The sequence below is a fragment of the Mesorhizobium sp. M0768 genome (genome assembly GCF_040320195.1).
Taxonomy (GTDB): Bacteria; Pseudomonadota; Alphaproteobacteria; order Rhizobiales; family Rhizobiaceae; genus Mesorhizobium.
In genome coordinates, this window is record NZ_JAMYPD010000024.1 from 58787 (window position 1) to 76957 (window position 18171).

Annotated in this window: 23 protein-coding genes and 1 pseudogene; 9 read left to right on the forward strand and 15 right to left on the reverse strand. The window is 62.8% G+C overall.

All coding sequences use genetic code 11. From position 1 onward, the window contains the following. Window positions 1–3: 3 nt before the first annotated feature. The 11 genes and pseudogenes from NKI08_RS25465 to NKI08_RS25515 all read right to left on the reverse strand — a co-directional run bounded on the left by NKI08_RS25465 (window position 4) and on the right by NKI08_RS25515 (window position 9281). Window positions 4–327, reverse strand: a complete 324-nt coding sequence (locus tag NKI08_RS25465; RefSeq protein ID WP_352638337.1) for a Bbp19 family protein — start codon at window positions 325–327, stop codon at window positions 4–6. Continuing rightward, on the reverse strand, window positions 324–2216 hold the full coding sequence (locus tag NKI08_RS25470) for a portal protein (protein WP_352773071.1): 1893 nt from the start codon (window positions 2214–2216) through the stop codon (window positions 324–326). The genes NKI08_RS25465 and NKI08_RS25470 overlap by 4 nt, the downstream gene beginning before the upstream one ends. A 269-nt stretch (window positions 2217–2485) precedes the next feature. Continuing rightward, window positions 2486–3649: an acyltransferase family protein gene (locus NKI08_RS25475; RefSeq protein WP_352773074.1), complete on the reverse strand. Its 1164-nt coding sequence runs from the start codon at window positions 3647–3649 to the stop codon at window positions 2486–2488. 364 nt (window positions 3650–4013) lie between these two features. Next, window positions 4014–4607 (reverse strand): hypothetical protein, encoded by a 594-nt coding sequence (locus NKI08_RS25480; protein WP_352773076.1) that lies wholly within the window; start codon window positions 4605–4607, stop codon window positions 4014–4016. A gap of 460 nt (window positions 4608–5067) precedes the next feature. Beyond that, window positions 5068–5271 carry a hypothetical protein gene (locus tag NKI08_RS25485; protein WP_023675723.1) on the reverse strand — a complete coding sequence of 68 codons (204 nt, stop codon included), beginning with the start codon at window positions 5269–5271 and terminating at the stop codon, window positions 5068–5070. 71 nt (window positions 5272–5342) lie between these two features. Then, window positions 5343–5579: pseudogene (locus NKI08_RS25490) on the reverse strand (phage terminase large subunit family protein); the annotation flags it as partial. 52 nt (window positions 5580–5631) lie between these two features. After that, the gene (locus NKI08_RS25495) at window positions 5632–6723 is read right to left on the reverse strand and encodes a methyltransferase (protein ID WP_352773078.1); all 1092 of its coding nucleotides are present in this window, start codon (window positions 6721–6723) and stop codon (window positions 5632–5634) included. Window positions 6724–6805: 82 nt separating this feature from the next. After that, window positions 6806–7561 (reverse strand): phage terminase large subunit family protein, encoded by a 756-nt coding sequence (locus NKI08_RS25500; protein WP_502899665.1) that lies wholly within the window; start codon window positions 7559–7561, stop codon window positions 6806–6808. 276 nt (window positions 7562–7837) lie between these two features. Beyond that, window positions 7838–8389, reverse strand: a complete 552-nt coding sequence (locus NKI08_RS25505; protein ID WP_502899666.1) for a terminase large subunit domain-containing protein — start codon at window positions 8387–8389, stop codon at window positions 7838–7840. Window positions 8390–8468: 79 nt separating this feature from the next. After that, the gene (locus tag NKI08_RS25510; protein ID WP_352501189.1) at window positions 8469–8873 is read right to left on the reverse strand and encodes a hypothetical protein; all 405 of its coding nucleotides are present in this window, start codon (window positions 8871–8873) and stop codon (window positions 8469–8471) included. 3 nt (window positions 8874–8876) lie between these two features. Beyond that, window positions 8877–9281, reverse strand: a complete 405-nt coding sequence (locus tag NKI08_RS25515; RefSeq protein WP_352773080.1) for a hypothetical protein — start codon at window positions 9279–9281, stop codon at window positions 8877–8879. A 599-nt stretch (window positions 9282–9880) separates the two neighbouring features. Between NKI08_RS25515 and NKI08_RS25520 the strand changes: the two genes are divergently transcribed. Next, the gene (locus NKI08_RS25520) at window positions 9881–10699 is read left to right on the forward strand and encodes a class I SAM-dependent methyltransferase (protein WP_352773083.1); all 819 of its coding nucleotides are present in this window, start codon (window positions 9881–9883) and stop codon (window positions 10697–10699) included. 713 nt (window positions 10700–11412) lie between these two features. Continuing rightward, window positions 11413–11718, forward strand: coding sequence for a hypothetical protein (locus tag NKI08_RS25525; RefSeq protein WP_352472199.1), 306 nt, complete (start codon window positions 11413–11415; stop codon window positions 11716–11718). 38 nt (window positions 11719–11756) lie between these two features. Here the strand turns inward: NKI08_RS25525 and NKI08_RS25530 are convergent, their stop codons facing one another. After that, the gene (locus NKI08_RS25530) at window positions 11757–12188 is read right to left on the reverse strand and encodes a DoxX family protein (RefSeq protein WP_352773086.1); all 432 of its coding nucleotides are present in this window, start codon (window positions 12186–12188) and stop codon (window positions 11757–11759) included. Window positions 12189–12457: 269 nt separating this feature from the next. Further along, the gene (locus NKI08_RS25535) at window positions 12458–13210 is read right to left on the reverse strand and encodes a tryptophan 2,3-dioxygenase family protein (protein ID WP_352773089.1); all 753 of its coding nucleotides are present in this window, start codon (window positions 13208–13210) and stop codon (window positions 12458–12460) included. Between the two features lie 155 nt (window positions 13211–13365). Here NKI08_RS25535 and NKI08_RS25540 point away from each other — a divergent pair, with 155 nt between their 5' ends. Beyond that, a complete protein-coding gene (locus NKI08_RS25540) occupies window positions 13366–13842 on the forward strand; it encodes an Lrp/AsnC family transcriptional regulator (RefSeq protein WP_502897310.1) in 477 nt (158 codons plus the stop codon). A 5-nt stretch (window positions 13843–13847) separates the two neighbouring features. On the opposite strand, the gene NKI08_RS25545 is transcribed toward NKI08_RS25540, so the two are convergent. Further along, window positions 13848–14321 (reverse strand): Lrp/AsnC family transcriptional regulator, encoded by a 474-nt coding sequence (locus NKI08_RS25545; protein ID WP_352453704.1) that lies wholly within the window; start codon window positions 14319–14321, stop codon window positions 13848–13850. Window positions 14322–14433: 112 nt separating this feature from the next. On the opposite strand from NKI08_RS25545, the gene NKI08_RS25550 reads away from it, so the two are divergent. After that, window positions 14434–15000: an RBBP9/YdeN family alpha/beta hydrolase gene (locus NKI08_RS25550; RefSeq protein ID WP_352773092.1), complete on the forward strand. Its 567-nt coding sequence runs from the start codon at window positions 14434–14436 to the stop codon at window positions 14998–15000. Window positions 15001–15052: 52 nt separating this feature from the next. On the opposite strand, the gene NKI08_RS25555 is transcribed toward NKI08_RS25550, so the two are convergent. Beyond that, the gene (locus tag NKI08_RS25555; RefSeq protein WP_352773094.1) at window positions 15053–16012 is read right to left on the reverse strand and encodes a prohibitin family protein; all 960 of its coding nucleotides are present in this window, start codon (window positions 16010–16012) and stop codon (window positions 15053–15055) included. Between the two features lie 226 nt (window positions 16013–16238). Here NKI08_RS25555 and NKI08_RS25560 point away from each other — a divergent pair, with 226 nt between their 5' ends. The 5 genes from NKI08_RS25560 to NKI08_RS25580 all read left to right on the forward strand — a co-directional run bounded on the left by NKI08_RS25560 (window position 16239) and on the right by NKI08_RS25580 (window position 18157). After that, window positions 16239–16598, forward strand: coding sequence for a hypothetical protein (locus NKI08_RS25560; protein WP_352773097.1), 360 nt, complete (start codon window positions 16239–16241; stop codon window positions 16596–16598). After that, window positions 16595–16903, forward strand: coding sequence for a hypothetical protein (locus NKI08_RS25565; protein ID WP_352472092.1), 309 nt, complete (start codon window positions 16595–16597; stop codon window positions 16901–16903). Before NKI08_RS25560 ends, NKI08_RS25565 begins: the two co-directional genes overlap by 4 nt. Window positions 16904–16914: 11 nt before the next feature. Next, window positions 16915–17097: a DUF3606 domain-containing protein gene (locus tag NKI08_RS25570; RefSeq protein WP_023675702.1), complete on the forward strand. Its 183-nt coding sequence runs from the start codon at window positions 16915–16917 to the stop codon at window positions 17095–17097. Window positions 17098–17306: 209 nt separating this feature from the next. Then, window positions 17307–17504 (forward strand): hypothetical protein, encoded by a 198-nt coding sequence (locus NKI08_RS25575; protein WP_352472094.1) that lies wholly within the window; start codon window positions 17307–17309, stop codon window positions 17502–17504. A gap of 41 nt (window positions 17505–17545) precedes the next feature. Further along, window positions 17546–18157 carry a hypothetical protein gene (locus NKI08_RS25580; RefSeq protein WP_352472095.1) on the forward strand — a complete coding sequence of 204 codons (612 nt, stop codon included), beginning with the start codon at window positions 17546–17548 and terminating at the stop codon, window positions 18155–18157. The last annotated feature ends 14 nt before the right edge of the window (window positions 18158–18171 follow it).

Below are 18171 nucleotides of genomic sequence, written 5' to 3' on the forward strand. Positions count from 1 at the left end.
GTCCTACCTCCCCTCCAGTCTCGCCGCCTTCTCCAGTGCCGCCAGTTGCGCCTCGTCCAGCATCAAAAACCCCATAATATGCTGCACCACTTCGGCCCGCGCATTGCTCAGCGCGCTGTGCAGCTCGAAGCCGTTCGGCGTTTTCGTCTTGGCCAGCCACTCGCCATAGGACGGGCGGCGGTAATAACCGGTTGCGGCCGCCAGGTCGGCCAGCACCATTTCGCCGTCCTGGCCTGAGAACACTCTGAGATAGGCCTTGGCCAGGGCATCCTGCGCCTTGGCCGGGCCGCCGGCCTGGCTGGAATGGGCGAAGCGTTTGCCGCTCATGCGCCCTGCCCGCCCGAAGCATCTTGCGCAGCCTGCGGCATCAGCCCGCCGAGCCCGTCGAGCAGGCCGCTGTCGCGCGCCTGCACTGCCGCCGGCACGGCATCCCTGGCGACCTTGCCGGCGGCAGCCATCGCCGCCATGCCGGCCTGTTCAGCTTGAGCCTTGGCGCGGGCATCGCGGATGCCCGCCACCTCGTCCTGGCGGCGAAAAATGCGCTGCGGGCTGCGGCCGGCGCCCTGAACGATCTTCAGCGCCTCGTCGCCGTCGATATTGTCCATCACGCCGGGGTCGAACTGCGCCATCTGCATGGCCGTGGTGACAACCTGGATGGTGTCGCGCGCCTCGGCCGAACGGCGCAGCACGTCGAGCGGACCGGTGAAGGTCGGCCGCAGCGCCTTGCCGGCAAGGCTCGCCGGCGGCAGGAAGCGGCTATCTTCCTCGTAAAGTCCCTTGTCCTCGAGAATGCCCAGCTCGCGGTCGAGATTAGAGGCAAAGCCGGCCTGGATGATCGAACCGGACGGCCCGAGCAGCGCGCCCTTCTCCTCCTGCCGGATCAAGGCTTCGGTCGCCGTCATCTGCGGGTTCTGTACCAGCGTCTGGAACAGATTGACGAACATCATGTCGCGGATCTCCTCGGCCCGGCTGTCGGCATAATTGAACGCATAGGTCGGGTTCTGGCCGGTGGCGATCGGCGCGATCAGCGGCCGGCCGGCATCGTCGATGAGGCCGGGATAGTTCTCGCCGGGATTGAGCACCGGCACATAGTCGAGCCTGGCCTTGGAGGCGGTCGCCGGATCGGTGATCTGCTGCAGCGCGCGCAGGCCGGAGCGCCGCACCGCGTTCTCCTCGCGCACCGTCGTCAGCGCCTCGATGGTCGGCGAGATGCCGTACGGATCGCCCTCGTAGCGGCGCCAGTTGAAGCACGACACCGGGAACGAGCGAAAACCGCTTTCCCTGACGATCGCCTCCTCGTCCTCGATGACGTGATAGGAAGCGAACGCCGTATCGAGATACTGGTAGGAGCCGCTCAGACTGTACATCTTGCGCTCGTCGCGCGGCTGGATGCACTGGATCAGCGAGATCTTCGTCTCGCATTTGGCGGGGTCGTCGACCAGAATCTTGATCCGCGCCGGCAGTCTGTCGTAGCCGAGCAATTGCGCGGCCTGTCTTGCCGTGCGCTCGTAGCGGCGGTGGAAAATATCGACCTGCCCCCAGCGGTTGCGGGAGAGATAGCCCTCGACCACCGGGATCGAGGCATAGCGGATCAGCGTGCCGCCAAAACCTTCCTCGGCATAGAGATACGCCGGGCCATAGCGCACGACGTTGCGCAGGCAGGCCTGCGTTGCCGGCACGAAGTTCGAATTGGCGGAGTAGCGCAGCGAGAAAAGGAAATCGCGCAGCGCTTCCGCCCATTCCTTCTCCTCGTCGGTCTCCTCGTCGTTGATGGCCGCGGTCGACAACCCATGCCATTTCTCCGACTGCGGGATGATCAGGCTTTCCAGCCCCGCGGCCAGCCGGTTGGCGGCCGAGTTTATGGTGTTGGCGTAGACCCGCGCACCGCGCCGCTCCTGCCGCTCGGCCTGCGAATCGAAGCCGGCCTTTCGGCTGCCGCTCCACATGTCGGGCGCGTCGGGATCGCAGAATTCGGACACCGCCTCCCAGACATGCTCGTACTGGCTGCGTTCGCTCTCCAGTTCAGCCTGTCGCGACAGAATATCGCGAGCACGGGAATCGCTCATGGTCAGCCTCGCTTCATGGATAAATGGGAAAAGAAAGAATGGCGGCACGCCGAAGCTGCCGATCTCCCCACTTGAGGGGGAGATGTCCGGCAGGACAGAGGGGGTCGTCTCGCGTGGATCGGCGACCCCCTCTGTCGCCTTCGGCGACATCTCCCCCTCAAGGGCAGGGCAATCGCATTTGGATTCTTACGAAGATGGACCCCCACCCTAACCCTCCCCACAAGGGGGAGGGAACGCTGCCGCCCGCCCTTACTTCCCCTTTTGGCGCCGAAAGGCAGGCAATTTGCCGAGGTCAGCGCCAACGAAAGTCTCCCTCCCCCTTGTGGGGAGGGGCTAGGGGTGGGGGTACGTCGTAGAGCGAAAGCCTCGGCTTTCCATCTGCGATAGCCCTGCCCTCAAGGGGGGAGATCGGCAGCGCCTTATTGCGCCGGCGTCGTCTCCAGCGCGGCTTTGCGCCCAAAGCGCTGCACCACGAAACGCCCCATCTTCTGGCCGGGCACTTCGATCAGCGTGTAGGTGATCCAGGACAGCAGGCACACCACCGGCAAGACGACGACAACAACGACCGCGAAGCGCAGCGGCGCCGACAGCTCGTGGCCGAACTGGGTGATGACCAGAGCCGCCACCGGCTGGAGAACCAGCAGATGGATCAAATAGATGCTGAAGGAAAGCTCACCCATCAAATGAAAGAACCTGTTGGCGAGCGTCATGGCGATCTTTCTGGCCACGATGCCCATCGTTCCCGGCAGCATCCGGTAGAGAACCAGGGCAAAGAACCCCAGGACGAGCGCTTCGCGCATCAACAGCTTGCCCAGCCCATAGCCGCCGCCGAAGGGCAGCGCCGCCAGCAGCATGGCCAGTGCCAGATGCGCGAAAGGCCGCTTCTGCCTTTGATGGACGACGCCCGCCAGCAGCATCCCGCACAGGAAAATCTGCATCTTCAGCGGCAGGAACGACGGCATCGGAAAATGCACCGATAATTGTCCCATCAAGAACACGATCGCGCTGCCGGTCGCCGCGACCAGCATGGCCGCCCATAGCCAGTCAAACCTGCGCACCAGCAGCATAATGGCCGGAAACAGTGCGTAGAACTGCATCTCCAAGCCAAGGCTCCAGTCGGGCAGCGGCGTGCGATAGGCGAAATTCGGCACCAGGCCGAACAGGAACAGCAGATGGGCGCCGATATTCTTCAGGCCGCTGTCGAGATAACGCTCGGGCGCCTGCGGCGACCTCAGCAGGAACTCGTCGATGACCATTCTCGACCCGTAGAGATAGGGGCCAAGCGCCAGGGCAGCGAACAGCATGACGTAGAACAGCGGCGCTATCCTGAAATAGCGGCGGGTCCAGAATTTCAGCCAGGTTTCCGGCCTTTGCCAGGGCTCCTTGTCCTGGCGCAGCTGGTAGTGGAACACCATCAGGAAGCCGGACAGCATGATGAACAGATCGACGCCGAGGTCCGGTTCGCCAAGAATAGGAATCTGCCAGCCGGTCAACAGCAGGCAGTGCCCGATGAGCACCCAGATCGCGGCAAGCGCCCGAAGCCCGTCCAGGCACTCGATGCGCGATGACCGGGCTTCTGTCATGCCGAACTCCTCGGTAGCCATGTTGCAATGCAGCATGGCGGCTGAGGGAGGAATGTCAACCGTGCGGAAGGAACACGATTTGCGCTGTGCTGTTACGGAAAACGCGGAACACCGCAGGGCAATTGTAGAGGCATGCACTTGAACACCCGGGGCGCGAAGGATCGCGGCTTTTGTGATCCCGGCAGACAAGCTCCCGTCTATCTCTTCTTCACCAACCGCGCGTGCCGGCGCCAGTACCACCAGGCCAGCACCCGGTTGCGGAACACTCTTCTCATGGCGCCCATGTCACACCCCCAGCAGCACGCGGCGCTGGCCGGTGAGCTCACTGGGCGACAGATCGGTCTTCACCGTTCCTGCGGTGCCGTCATTGGCCGCAAGCTGGGCCCGCAAGGCGGCTTCGCGCGCCTGCACGTCCTTGTCGGCAATGGTCGGTGTCGGCGGCAACGGCTTCAGCGCCGGCGGCTTTTGAAAAAGGCACATAGTTTTCTACAAAGTGAGAGGCTCTTGTCCAGTCGTAGAGCAGAAAATCCTCGCCGTTCCTGCCATAGCCCGGCAGGCGGCAGCGTTGCGTCGCGCCGAGCCGGCCTAGCCAGCGCAGCGCCAAATCATTGGCGGCCAAGGCGCGGGCCTCGACACGCCAGGCGCCGCGCGCGGCAACTTCAGGCCCGAGCACGGCATGAAAGAATTCCGTAATCCCAGGGACGCAGCGCCTCATGCGGCGCGTGCCCCAGCTCCAGGCGATCCACAGCCCGCTGCGCTGCTCGGCAGCGCCGAAGCCGGCCTCCGGATTGCCGTCGAGCTCGGCGACATAGGCAAACCCCTGCAGCGCCGTCAGCGCCAGCAGCGCCGGCGACCAGTGGTCGAACTGGCAATCGATCTCGGCCCGGTCCTCGAGCCGGAGGTTGGCAGCGATGTAGGAGAGGTCGCGCAAAGTGGCGGGAATGATGCGGAGGATCATGTTGGGTCACTTTCCGGCACGCTGCGAAGCGGAGAGCCCTAGGGAAACGAGGCGCCAAGCTAGATTGACTCTCTTTGCCGTCTGGATTTCCTTGGCCTGTGACTTGTGGATGTACCTATGGGAACAAGCGCATGACTTGTAGTAACTGCGCGCCGATCGAGGAGACCCGTACGATCTTTAGCACCGGTCGTCTCGCGGCGGCGATCACGATGGCCAAAGAGGCCATACGCGACGGTATTCTGCAGGAAGTACCGGGTGGTCCTATGTCGAGTGTCATCCCGTTTTCGGATCTCAACCCGGATGGACCATGGGACGATCTGCTTCGTTACCGCTTTCGGTGCACGACCTGCGCACAGGTTTTCTTGCTCTCCGCAGAGACCTATCATGGCAGCGGCGGCGAATGGGCTAAGGAGCCCGGCTAAGCTTTTCGGCGCTTCGTCCTATGCGTCCGCCGCGAATCTCAGTCCTGGCGTATCTTCGCGGACATCCGGCTGTCGATCTCGGTCAGCTTGGCGAGAATGCCTTCCTGCGCCTGCACCATCGCCTGTTGAACGCGGATCAGCTTGAAGGTGAGCCAGATCGTTACCCAAAGGCTTGCTGCGAGATAAATCAGCATCGGCATCCAGGAGATGAATATCCCGAGCAGCGAGTTTTCCGATTCCATATTGCCCCCCTAATATGATGTTGCCGCTACATCGTCGTTTTGCCGCCGGGCGTGCATAAACGCAAGCATCGTCACCGAAACGTCCCCAGCGGATCGCTCTGCCCCGCCTTCCGCCGCGCGGCCTTGAACAGAGCCGGGTCGACCACCGCTTCCCTCAGCATCATCACGCCGTAGCGGGTCGCCGCCATCAAATCGTCGCGCAGCTTCACTACCTGGCCGTCCCTGCGATGATAGAGACGGAACTCCTCGAACCAGGGCAAAAGCGTCGAAACCACCTTGAAGCGGCCTGATTGCATGCGGCCGAGCATCGGCCTCGACCGATACCGAACCGTCGGCGAACTGCGCGCGGGTGCCGAGCCTCTACTTGTAAGCCACTGCTGCGCTTGCAGGTCCCGCCAACGGAATAATCTCGCAGCGACTAAACCCTGCCTCTTTGCACCACTCGGTGAACTGGGCGCCGGTGAAGTCAAACGCCTCGCCAAATTCGATCAGCATGTTCAGCGACATCATGAGACCGAAGCCGTTTTGCCTGCGTTCATCGTCGATGATGTTCTCGATGGCGACCAGCGCGCCGCCGGTCGGCAATGCACGATAGGCCTTGGCGATCAGCATTTTCTTGTTCTCGAGATTCCAGTCGTGAAGGATCATTCCCATCGTGATGATGTCCGCCTTGGGGAATTCGTCCGCGAAGAAGTCGATCGCCTCGGCGATGACCCGGCCGCCGAGATTGCGCTCCCTCAAGCGCCGTTCGGCGATCGGCTGCACATCGGCGAGATCGCACGTCCGGCATTGCATGTGCGGATGCCGCGCCGCGACGATGGCCGAAAGCTGCCCGGTTGCGCCGCCTATATCGGCCAGCGTCTTATATTTGGAAAAGTCGAATTTCTCGGCAAACGCCGTGAAATTGCCCATGGAGATGCCGCTCATCGCGTCCATGAACTGCTCCAGGCGCGCCGGGTCCGCATAGAGCTCGCCGAACATCGACTTGCCTGTCTCCTTGATCTCGTTTTGAGGCTTTCCGGTTTGCAATGCCGGTGTGAGATCGCCCCAGAACCGATACAGTCGTGCGTTCGCCATCTCAAGGATTCCCCCGATGTATTGGGGGCTCCGCTTGACCAGGAACAGCGCGGTCGATGGCGTATTGCCGTATTTGCCGGTTTCACCGGCGCCGTCCCTCTGCAGCAATCCGAGCGCGACGAGGGTGTCGAGAAAATCATACGTTGCGCGCGGATGCAGCCCCATCGCGCCTTGCAGTTCGAGGCCCGTTTTGGGGCCGTCCGCAAGCAGCGAGAAGAGTCTCAGTTCCACGGCGCTCAACAATGTCTTGGCTGGCCAGAACCCAAAGCCAATTTGCAGTATGTGGTCTGGAGAAATTCCGTTTTGCATCTGATCCTCCCCTATCGGCGAATGCCCCCGTGAGGCCACGCCGATGCGTCCCTTGAGCGGGATCATTCGATGCTACACCACGTCCACGGACGTTCACTACAGTTTTCCAATCGGAGCCGGAGCGCATTGCCTCCCTCCCCGATTTTCCTCACCGAAACGCCCCCAGCGGATCGGCCTGCCCGGCCTTCCGCCGCGCGGCCTTGAACACCACCGGGTCGACCACCGCTTCCCTCAGCATCATCACGCCGTAGCGGGTCGCCGCCATCAAATCGTCGCGCAGCTTCACCACCTGGCCGTCCCGGCGGTGATAGAGCCGGAACTCCTCGAACCACGGCAAAAGCGTCGCAAACACCTTGAAGCGGCCTGATTGCATGCGGTCGAGCATCTCCATCAGCCCGGCTTCGACGGAGACCGAACCGTCGGCGAACTGCGCATGGCTGGCGAGCATGTTCAGCCCATGTGCGGAATACTGCCTCGCAAGCGCGGTGCCGGCACCTTCCAGCGTCTCGCGGCGGCCGTCGCGCGGCCAGGCCCAGGGCAGCCATTCGCCCCATGGTTTCAACGTCAGCGCCTGCATGGCCGGCGTCTGCTGCGAAGCCCGGCAGGCCTTTGTGACATAGACGACATCGGCCTCGGTATCCCAGGCAAGTTCGACGGCGGCCGAGGGATGGTCCCAACCGAAATCGAGCGCGCCGAGCCGTGGCCAATAGCGCGGCAGCGGGAACGGTTCGCAGGCGATCAGCTCCTCGGCCACCGGAAAGATGCGGCCGGAGCCGAGCACCGGAATGCCTTTTGCCCTGGCTTCCCGCTCATGCGCCGGATAGGCGGCAACGATCTCGGCGCGCTGCTGCGGCGTATAGTGCTCGGCATCGTCGATGGTCATGAAGGTGACGTGACGGGTCATTGTTTTTCACCCTCGCGGCATTGAATCGTAGTGGCAGGCGCTGGACGTATGGTGTTGTTTGACAAGGAACTTTCCGATGGCGGGACCGTGCCCCTCTCTGTCCTGCCGGACATCTCCCCCACAAGGGGGGAGATCGGATGCCACTCCAGCTTTCGCCAATCTTCAACGGTTGCAGGCAGGCGGGACGCGGAAACTGCCAATCTCCCCCCAAGTGGGGGAGATGTCCGGCAGGACAGAGGGGGGCGCGAAGGAACGCGAGTTGTGCGAGTGTGCGCCTCACCCCCTCCCCATCCCTCCCACCTCCTCCGCCGACAAGAACAACAGCACCACATCGCTCATGCCGAGCAACGGCGTGAAGGTGACGATGGTGATGCCGCCGGTGGCGTTGGTGCGGGTCAGCCCTTCGGAATAGATGTCGAGCGGCGGTTCCTCGTCGAACCAGACGCCGTGCAGCGTTTCGCCCTGCCATTTCTCGCGACCCTTCTCGTAGCTCTTGAACGACAGCACCGATTCACCGGCCTGGACGTCGCCGCCGCCGCCCCAGCGCACCACGACGCTGTCGAGCGCGCCCGGCGCCCGTCCCGCCATCGTGCTGACGAGGGCGTCGGCCGGGATCATGCCGGTGCCCCAGGCCGCCTGCTGCTGCGGCGGGCCGATCAGGATGCGCTGCGGGTTGTCGCGCGTGCTTTCGCCGGTGACGCCGGCCGCCCACATCCGAACCGGACAATCGAAAACCTTGCCTTGCCACGAGTCGGGATAGCGGCCGGTGAGATGCATCGCCCATTCGGCGCCGCCGGCCCTGGTCTTGCCGAGCTGGTTGCCGGCCATGAACAGGCGCTCGCGATTGGTCGCGCCGGCTGCATGGAACTCGGCCTGCCGGGGATAGGGCCGATAGGCGGCAAGCTGGTTAGTGCGGCGCCTGCGGTCCAGCTCCGCCAGCAGGCTGAGATATTCCGTCCTTGCCGCCCGGCTCTGCGAGGCCTTTTGCGAAGCCCGGCTTCTCGAGGAACGGCCTAAGGACGGCTTCGAGGCCGCGGATGCGCTGCCTGATTTCGTCATCGCTCAATGCATCCAGATTGTTGATGTTGACATTAAGATCCTTGGGCAGCACCGACAGCACGAGCTTCAGATACTGATCGGGCTTTTCGGCGCGCACCTCGGCGATGACGCCGGCGCCATGGGCGCGAAAATCGGCGCGGATCGCTTCGAGAAAGCCGTCGGCCAGCGTCTTCTTCGCCCGCCTGGTTCGGCCGGGCTTGCCGGGTGCTTGATCGTGCGGCTGCGGATCGCCGGTAGAAGGAGCCTTGGCCATGCCCTACTCCGCCGTCCCGGCGGACATCGGCTTCTTGTTGCCTGGCCGCACGATGCGCTTGCGCGGCCTGGCCTTCTTGCCGGCGAGTGCGGACTTCGGCTTCCGCAGCTGGCTTGCCGGTTTCGCATCAGTCGTCGTGCCGGGCTTCATCGCACCGGCGTCGGGCAAGGCATTCAGCCTTGCCCTGAGAATTGCCACCGCCTTGTCGTCGAGTGCTCCCGACGGGAAGCCGAAGCCGCCGACCGCATCGACGGTACCGCCGCGCACCATGCCGATCCGCACGCCGGCGGCCACCTGCTCGAAGCGGCCATGGCGGGCATAGGGTGCGGCGCCGGCGAACTCGCCAATAGCGCTGACGACCTCTCGGCCGTCATCGTCGGTGATGATGGTGGCGTAACGGTTGGACATGGGGTGTTCTCTGAAATGGGCGCGTGATGGAATTTGCGGATAATAGCTGGCTTGCGATTCTGGACCTGACGCGAGATGATCGCCACAGCGCGGCGAACTGATGCCTTGAGGAATGGCGCCAGTTGCGAGGTAGAGTTGGACAAAAAGACCGAATTGAGCTTGCTGGACCGGGTCAAACTTTGCTTCGTCGACCGGCCAAAGATAGGTTTTTTCGAACCGCCCAGAAAAGTCGAGGATCATCTACGCAAGCATGGCCTGCTCGGTTGGTTTCGAGTCTCTGTCTTGGTTTTGGTCGGAATTGTCTGGCTTATCGCTTCTATGCTTTCCACGCCACCCAGGTAGGGGAACTTACGGGCACGAAGAGGCCTGAATGAAAAACCCGCCTCGGCGGGCGGGTCGTTGGAGCCAATTGGCACCATACCCAAATTAGTAGCATAGCTGCCGGCACAAAGCAAGAACAAAATGTGGCGCGGCGGCAGAAAATGCACTGACGACCTCGCACCCTCGTCGGTGAACGGCTGGAAGGAGGGGCGAAAAGGGCGGGCATTGCGTGAGACTTGCGTTGATGGGATGGTGGTTGCGCTTGAGGGGAACGCGTCATGGGCAATGTCACCAGTCACTACGGCAGCGACGGCATCGTCGATCGCATATTGGCCGCGATCCCGGACGCCGACCCGGCCGGAAAACTCGCGGCCGCGCAACTCTATCCGTTCGATCAGTTCCATGGCCGCGAACTGACCGCCACGCAGGAGCATGCGGCCCGTCTTGCTCCTTCGCCGACAGATCGAATCCTGGATATCGGCAGCGGCATTGGCGGGCCGGCAAGGTTTCTGGCCTCGGCCTATGGCTGCGAGGTCGACGGCATCGACCTGACACCAGCCTTTGTCGCCGCGTCGAGCCGACTGACCGCACTCAGCGGACTGGCAGACAAAGTTCGCTTCCATCAGGCCGACGCAACGAAACTGCCTTTTGGCGACAGCACCTTCGATGCGGCGATCTGCTTCTATGTGGGCATGAACATCGAGAACAAAGCCGCGGTCATCGACGAGGCCTGGCGCGTGCTGAAACCGCGAGGCAGGCTGATCTGGACCGAAGCCGTGCTCGCCGGCGGCGAGCCCTACTATCCCATGCCCTGGGCGGTTTCTGCGGCGACCAGCCACCTCGCCGATCGGGAAAAATTGAAAACCCTGTTTGTCGATGCCGGATTTCGCATCGACGAAATCGTCGACGAAACCGGCGAACATGTTGAGCTGGCGCTGAAGAGGGCCAATTCCGGCGTCGTGCCCTCGCCGGCGCAGCAGCAGGCAAATGAAGTCGTCATGGGCGCGGAATTCCTGCAGCGCCGCCGCAACTATATCCGAAGCCTGAGTGACGGAAAGCTCGCCTCGCTCGCCGTGATCGTCTCCGAACCGGCCTGAAAACAAAAAACCCGCCTCGGCGGGCGGGTCGTTGGAGCCAATTGGCACCATACCCAAATTAATAGCATAGCTGCCGGCACAAAGCAAGAACAAAATGTGGCACGGCGGCAGAAAAATGCGAATTCCGTTCAGCGCCTCGCCTTGTCCGCCTCCCGATTGACCTTCCAAGAAGACCGCTAGGCTGCATTCCTTCGCGCCCCTCTCTGTCCTGCCGGACATCTCCCCCACTTGGGGGGAGATCGGCTTTCGCGCCGGCTTTCGCCAATCTCCAACGTTGCAGGAAGAGCGCAACGCCGAAACCGCCAATCTCCCCACTTGAGGGGGAGATGGCCGGCAGGCCAGAGGGGGGTACTGTCCCGGGCGCTGTCCCGCCGACTTAAAGCCGGCAACACAAGCAACGTTCGATCAAAAAGAAGCCTGAAAACAAAAACCCGCCTCTGTGGGCGGGTCGTTGGAGCCAATTAGCACCATACCCAGATTAGTAGCATAGCTGCCGGCACAAAGCAAGAACAAAATGTGGCGTTGCGACAAAAGAACCGAATTCTCTTCGGCGCCTCGCGTTGCCCGCCAGCCACTTTGTGGGCGCGAACGCAGCGTCGGCAATTGGCGCTTCCTCCATTTGCCGAGGCATCTCACCGGCCGACGAGCAGCCGCAGCCGCGGATCAGAACAGGCATTCGCGCGTTTGAACCCCAGCCAATGGGAGCAAAAGCCATGAACGTCGCCAATCTGCAACTCGAAGGCCTGCTGATGGCCATCGCATCGATCAATCAGGTCCTGGTCCGCAAGGGCGTGGTCTCCGTCGAAGAGATAGACATCGCCTTGCGCAAGGCCGAAGCCAGCGAGACCAACGAGGAAAGGTCCGAAGGCATGTCGGCGTCGAGCCGCGATGCCGTCAACTTCCCGATCCGGTTGCTGGAGTTGGCCAATCAATGTCAGCCGGAGACGGACATGCCGTCCTTCTCGAAACTGGCGCGCATGGTCGGTCAGATCAAGGAACCTTACAACGACCAGATGTGACGCGGCGACCGAGGATGACCGCCGCAGCAAGCTTGGCATCACCCCCTGCCAAGCCTCAGCGCCAGGACGCGGCCCGGCCCGTGCACGGCGGCGAACAGCAGCCCGGCCAGGAAGGTGAAGTGATCGACGAAGAAGCCGAACTCGGCCTGGTTGCCGGCCCAGTGCGACGGCCCGTGGAAGGCAATGCCGAGGAACAGCACATAGGCGGCGGCGACAAGTGCTGCCCATGAGAAGAAGGCGCCGGTCAGGAAGCATAGAACGAGGACGACCTCGAGCAGGGCTGCGCACCAGGCCAGGAAGAGCGGGAATGGAAACCCGGCCGCCGCGATATAGCCGGCGGTGGCGCCGATATCGACGAATTTGAAGATCACGGCCATCAGGAAGACGGCGGCAAAGATCAGGCGGGCGATAAGGATTGCCGCGATCTGCCACGGCGACTGAACGGATGATTGAGCGGTTTCCAAGGTCATGATGTCCTCCCAAGAGTTACGGTGGTTGTGCCCCAAGGACGCACCACCAGCCGCAAGCCCGACATCATCCCCCGAAAAACCTGAGAGATACAAGCGCCGGCACCAAAGTGGCGCCTTCCCTTCTCCCCTTGTGGGAGAAGGTGTCGCCGAAGGCGACGGATGAGGGGTGCTCCAGCTTGGCACCGGCGGCACTCCGTCCAACACCCCTCATCCGTCTCGGCGCTGCGCGCCGATCCACCTTCTCCCACAAGGGGAGAAGGAAGGTTGTACTACCCCACCTTGACCCCCGGCTTGCTGATCGGCTCCCGTACCGTTCCATACTGGCTGCCCCAGCGGTCGGTCATCGCCCAGCGTATGTCCCAGAGTTCCGGGAAGAAGCGGTGGCGGGCGCCGGCTTCCAGCAATTCGACCGGCCGGCCCTTCAGCGATTTCGCGCCGAGGCCGATCGTGCGGTGGATGAGATAGAGGTGGTTGGCACGGAATTTCTGGAACAGCTCGTCGAACTCGATCAGCGCTTCGGCAACGACATAGCTGTCGCCGTGATCGTAGCCGGTATCGTAGACATCCTCGACCGAAAGGCCGCGGTCGTCGAGGTACGACGCCTTGAAGGCCAGCCACAGATCGGGCGGCAGACGCAGCAGCTGCTTGAAACCCGGCGATTCCTGACCGCTGCCATTGCCGAGCTGCAGCCGGATCTGCTGGTACTCCTTGGGCGACATGGTTTCGAGCAGGTCGAGCTGCGCCGTCATCAGCCGGATCAGCCGATGCACGCGCCCCATCAGCGTGACGATGCGATGCGTGTCCTGCTTTTCCAGGAAATCAACGACATCGACCAGCGTATAGGCGATGAGCTTCATCCACAGCTCCTCGACCTGATGCACGATCTGGAACTGCAACTCGTCGGCATTCACCATCTCGGCCAGCGGCTTCTGGCAGGCCAGCAGCCTGTCGCATTTGAGGTAGACGCCATAGTCGCGCATCTCAGGCGTTTCGATGCGGGCATAATAATCCTGCTTGTCCATGGCCATGCTCCTTGCCGCGGCCGTTGGGCCGCAGGCGCTTGTTGGATCCCGTTCCCGAGTCTAATCGCTTTCTTGCCGAACATTGTCCCTTTCTGTTATTCGATTAGCGCAAAATGAAGGACAAACACTGCATCTGAAGCGGATAGGAAGAACGAATGATGCTGGATGCGGTCGACCGGAAGATCGTCGCGGCGCTCGAACGTGAGGCCCGCATCTCCTTTGCCGCGCTCGCCGACGAGGTCGGCTTGAGCAAGACGCCGTGCTGGAAGCGGGTCAAGGCGCTTGAGGACGCCGGCGTCATCCGCGGTTACTCGACCCGGATCGACCCGGCCAAGCTCGGCTTCGGCATCGAGGCCTTCATCCAGGTGTCGATCGATTTCGAACTGTCGGACGCCTTCGAGGCGGCAGTGCAGAAGCATCCGCTGATCCGCCGCTGCCACGCCACGACTGGCGAGGCCGACTATCTCCTGCAGATCGTCACCGTCGACATGATGGCGCTCGACAGGATGCTGCGCGAGGAGCTCAGCCGGCTGCCCGGCGTGCGGCGCACGATCACCTCGATGGCGATGCGCGAGATCAAGGGCGGCATCTCGTTCGCCAATGCCGTCGGGCATACGCAGACCAAGCGATAGACCGGTCAGGCCCTGGTCATCAATTCGCGTCCCAGCCGCTTCGGTTGCTCGGCGCGCAGAACCACATTTGTCGTCACCGTGCCGTAGTGGCCGATGCTGTCGACGATGCTTTCAAGATCGGGCGGTGACGGGACCACGACCTTGACCAGAAAACAATCCTCGCCGGTCACCCGCAGCACCTCGACCACCTCCGGCAATTGGGCGAACTTCTTCAGGCAGGCCTGGATATGCTCATGCGTGGTGCGCAGGCGGATGACCGCCATGGTGCCGAGCCCGAGCGCTGCCGAATTGATCACCGCCTTGTAACCGGTGATGACGCCGCGCTCCTCCAGCCGCTTCACCCGTTCCGAGGTGGCGGGCTGGGACAGTCCGACGCGGCGGCCAAGCTCGGAGATGCCGATGCGGCCATCCTCCTGCATGATCTCAATGATCGCCAGATCGGTGGGATCGAGCCTTGGCCGATAATCGCCGTTCCGCATGATCGCCCTTTAATCCATCGGATTTCGTCGCTGCTTTCCGATGATCTCTCATTCCGCCACCTGGGAGAAGACCTAGAATTGCACGCGCTGCATCAGGAAAGAAGGGCTTCGCATGACCGACTTCATCATTGTGCCGGGCATCGGCGGATCGGGCGAAGCCCACTGGCAGACACGTTGGCAGCAGGCAAACCCGGCGATGCGGCGGTTCAACCCGGCGAGTTGGGACGCGCCGGACGTCGACGACTGGGTGGCTGCGCTGGAAACCGCTGTATGCCAGGCAAGGACACCGCCGGTGCTCGTCGCCCATAGCCTCGGCTGTCTGCTGGTCGTACACTGGCAGCGGATCTCCCCCCGCTCTATCGGCGGCGCGTTGCTGGTCGCGGTTCCGGACCCTGCGTCGCCGGCCTTCCCCTCCTCCGCCCGGGCCTTCGCCGACGCACCGCAACAACGGCTTCGCTTTCCGTCGCTGATTGTCGCCAGCACCAACGATCCCTACGGCTCGCTGGACCATGCCAGGGCGAAATCCGAGCGATGGGGCAGCGATCTCCATATCGCCGGACCGCTTGGCCACATCAATGGCGACAGCGGGCTCGGCGACTGGCCGGCGGGAATGGAGCTGCTGACAGCTTTTCCAGGTCAAACGCAGGCAATCGCCCGAGGCGCCGTGCTTCAGCCGTAACCGCACCAGGACGGCTATCGCGCCGCCGCCCTGATCTGGTTTGCGCCGCGCCTCAGTTCGATGCTGCGGCAGGCGTGCTGAGTTCGAGGAACGGTACGGTCGAGCCCGGGATCATCGACTTCGGCAATTCGCCGTTCCATCTCTCCGCCTTGGTCAGTTCGACCAGCAGCGGATTGTTGGCGATTGCGGCGGCGCGAGCCTTGATGGCGCCCGCGGTCGCATCGCCTTCGACCCTGGTCTTGTAGGCGCTGGCCTCGGCTTCGGCCTTGACGCTGTCGGCGCGGCCCTTGGCCTGGGTGACGGCGATATCGGCCTTGATCTTTTCCTGCTGCAGGTTCTGTTCCTGCTTCTGCACCTCGACCTGCGCCGTCATCCTGGCTTCGACCGCCTGCTCGTAGGCGTCGGAGAAGTCGATGTTCTCGACCTGCACGCTGTCGATCATCACCGGGCCGTCGGTTACCGCCGCGATGGCCTCGGCGACGTCCTTGTTGAACTTCGCCCGGTTCTGGATAACCGACACCGCGTCGTACTGGCCGAACACCGTCTTGATCTCCTGCGGTGCTTTCCTGGCAATGACGCGGTCGGCCAGTGCCTCGATCGATCCATAATTGGTGTAGACGTTGCTGACTTCGGCGGCCGGCACGTGGAAATTGACGGTGACGCGCATGTCGGCCGGTTGCTGGTCGCGCGAATAGGCCTGCATGGCCGGCAGGCCGCTGCAATCGTTCTGGTTCTCGCAGCCCCATTTGAGCACCTGCTGGCGCAGGCTGATCTTCTCGACACGCTGTAACCACGGCAGCTTGAAATGCAGTCCGGGATCAACGACCGAACTCAGCGCTCCGTTGGTCAAGAGCACGCCGCGGTCGCCCTGATCGATCGTGTACCAGGATCCAAACAGCGCAGAGACGCCGAGCGCCACGATGACAAGTGCGATCAGGCCGGAACCGATCGACCCCGATGCCATCCCCGGCTTGCCCTGCGGACGGCTTGAATTGCCTTGCGTTTCGGTCATCACCCCACCCCAACCTGATTGCCCGTGCTGCTTTTGCCCACAATAGTGGCGGCATTGCAATCCTCTGGATATGGAAAGACCTTCGGGGCAGCCGGCCGGACCGGCGGGTGGTTCAGGGTGGCCAGCCGATTTCCCCTGCAGCCGCGGCTGCGGGCTGGGACGCGTTGCCTGGCGTCTGCTTCTGCCGTCCGGCATCGGTTCTGCGCTTCGGGCAATCCTCGTAGTCGTGGTCGCAGATTGCGAAGGCTTGCGCACCGGCAAGGTCGATTTCGCCACGGAACCGCTGCCGCCGCATGAAAGTTATCTGCTCATTGCAACGGGAGCACAGGACATGGCCGACGACCCGAACCGCTACGAGACCGGAGCGAGGAAATATCCGGCAAAGACGAGCCCCGACGCGGCCGACGAATTTTCGCAGGATGCGGCCGGCAACAAGCCACCTCCCGGCGGCATGGGATTGACCAGGCCGGCTGACGATTTCGACGACAGGACCCTGCATTCGGAGGGCCAGAACCCGCCGCGCGCAGCGATCCGGCCAGACGGCAAGGCCACCGCCAAGAAGCCCGGCAAGGACGCAAGACGATGAACGTCGCCAATCTCCAGCTCGAAGGATTGATGATGGCGATCGCGGCCGTCAACAACGCGCTGGTCCACAAGGGCCTGCTGTCGGTCGACGAGGTCGACATGGCGTTGCGCCGGGCCGAGGCGGCGATGACCAGCGAGGAGCGTCTCTATGAAGACATGTCGCCATCCAACCGCGACGCCGTCTGCTTTCCGCTCAGGCTGCTGCAGGCGGCCAACAATGCCCAGGGTGAAACCGGCGTACCGTCCTTTGCCGAACTGGCCAGGATGGTCGGCCGGACTAAGGAGCCCTATAACGACCAGATGTGATGGAGGACGCCATGGCCGACGACAAATCCAAGACCAAGCAGGATCGCAAACTGGTCTCAGGCGAAGAGCCTTACGAGGTCGCTGCCTTTGCCCGCAAATACGGCATACCGCAAAGCGAGGCCGCGACCATCATCAAGCGCTACGGCCCCTCGAGGAGGAAGCTCGACGCGCATATGGCGAGCCGCAACGCCTGATCCAATTCTAGCGGTGGCCGCCGTTCACGCCGGAAGCGTCCCTGCCCTGCCGCCTTGTCGAGAGTATCGGCACCGTCAGCCGTGACCTGTCGGGTTCGCCCCTGTGGGGATTCAACGCCTGGTTTTGACAGCCGCGGAATACTCTCGCGGCGCAACAACTCATTTACCTCGACGCTGTACCAGTCCGATGAGCAAAGCCGGGGGGTCGGATGCAGGAACAATTATTGCGCTACGAATGTGTCATGGAGCCGAACGGCCGATGGATGGTGTGGGACATCGTTCACGATCTGCCGGCGCAATTTTCGCAAATCGCGCTGATCGGCCTGAGCCGTCGTGAAGCGGTTTCGCTCTGCCGGCTGCTCAACGAGACGAGCCGTTCCGAGACGCGGCAGAGCCGGGCCTCCTGAGAAGCATGATCTCAGGCCTGCCCAAGCGCGAGGGGATCTACATGCGATCGACAATATTCGGTCTGGTCCTGCTGCTGCCGGCCGCCGCCCTGGCAGAACCGATCGAGACGCAGAAGATCATCACGGCGGCGACCGGCGACTGGAACAGCGACGGCGCCGCCGATCTGGCGATGATCGTGGAGACCGAGCCCGGCCATCCCATGGACATGTATTTTTTCCTCAAGGATCGCGATGGCGATTTTCTAAAACCTGCCGGGGTCGTGCATGAACAGATTTACGGCGAATGGAAGGATTATGACCGGCCGGGCCCCGCCACATCCGACACCGAGCCCGAACTCACCGCGCTCCCCAACGGTTCGATCAAGCTCTATGTTCCGGCGATGGAGATCGGCAGCGAGCGGACCAATAAGACGCTGACGCTCGCCTGGCGCAACGGCACGTTCGTCGTCGCCGGTTTTGCCTACGATTATTGGGATTACATGGACGACAATGTTGCCGGCGACTGCGACTACAATGTGCTGACCGGCAAGGGCAAAAGCAGCAAGAAGCTGGCGGACGGCAGCACCAGGCAAGCGACCGTATCGGTCGAAGGCAAGGTCATCCCATTTGCGGAATGGACCCCGGGCACTGGCTTCAGCGCTTGCGGAGAGTGAGAGGTTTCGGTTGC